Source organism: Paracoccus aerius (assembly GCF_014656455.1).
GTDB lineage: Bacteria > Pseudomonadota > Alphaproteobacteria > Rhodobacterales > Rhodobacteraceae > Paracoccus > Paracoccus aerius.
The window spans coordinates 1-915 of sequence record NZ_BNCL01000096.1; the positions used below are offsets into that span (position 1 = coordinate 1).

Here is a 915-nt window from a genome sequence, read left to right on the forward strand (position 1 = left end):
CACTGAATGACCGGAAATCCATAGTTAGAGGTGGCTCACTTCTCGATGGAAATGCCGGCTCAGTTCTGGGTGGAAATCAACAGCCGTGCCCCCCATCTGGCCGCGCAGCAGGTTCTTCTTCTCTCCATCGGCCGTGATGAACTGGATCGTGGTGATCCTGCCGTCCTTGCCAGTGCCGAGGCGACCTGGCACCACCAGCAACGGCTTGTCGCTGGCCGGGATCGCAGCTGCAATGGCTTGGCTAAGCCGAGTATTTGGTAGATGAACCCGGGGATCATCGCAGACCAATGCGTGATCCAGTGGAAAGCCCTTTCGGGCCAAATAGGGATGGGTGTCCTGCCGACAGCCCCGGATTATGGCCAAGCAGATGCGCTCGACTTCTAGCCGGTCCCGTTCGGCCCGGCGCTCAGCTTCCACATCGCGCGGTCGTGGGGTCGGCGCTTGGCCGGGCTCCCGGAGTGTGAACCTGTGCTGCTGGCCGGTCTGCCAATTCGTCGCAATGCCTCCCTGCCTATCATCGAAGATCAGCACTGTGGCATCGCCTTTCCCATTCCGTTCCAGGGTGTTGGTGCGGACAAAGTCCCCGACCTTGATCCGGTTAGGTGGGACGATGCCGACCTGGGCGCATGCGGTGTGCATGGCTTCTTCAAGCGTCATGCTGCCCTCCCCTTGCTGCTCTTGCGGAAGCGGCGGACTTCTCGGTCAACTAGGGCGTAGGCGTCGTCCTGTGGCGTACGCGGCGGGGCCCCGAACCATCCAGTAGGCAATTTGTGGTTGGGATAGATGCCCCGCCACACTCCATAGGCCCACTTGCGCGCCTTTTCTGAGTCCTGTGCGTATTCCACGGCATCCGACCGTTTATTCCAGCAACATCCGACCAGCTGTTCCACGATCATCCGACCGGTCGGCGGTAGC

Annotated in this window: 1 protein-coding gene and 1 pseudogene; both read right to left on the bottom strand. The window is 61.0% G+C overall.

The genetic code is table 11. From position 1 onward, the window contains the following. Window positions 1-24 precede the first annotated feature (24 nt). Window positions 25-657, bottom strand: coding sequence for a primase/helicase family protein (locus IE224_RS20865; RefSeq protein WP_191313436.1), 633 nt, complete (start codon window positions 655-657; stop codon window positions 25-27). Continuing rightward, window positions 654-915 (bottom strand): annotated as a pseudogene (locus tag IE224_RS21245) (hypothetical protein); the annotation flags it as partial. The gene IE224_RS20865 and the pseudogene IE224_RS21245, both read right to left, overlap by 4 nt.

Excerpts from the sequence above, each read along its gene's own strand:
- IE224_RS20865 (WP_191313436.1), bottom strand. The coding sequence starts at position 657 with ATGACGCTTGAAGAAGCCATGCACACCGCATGCGCCCAGGTCGGCATC.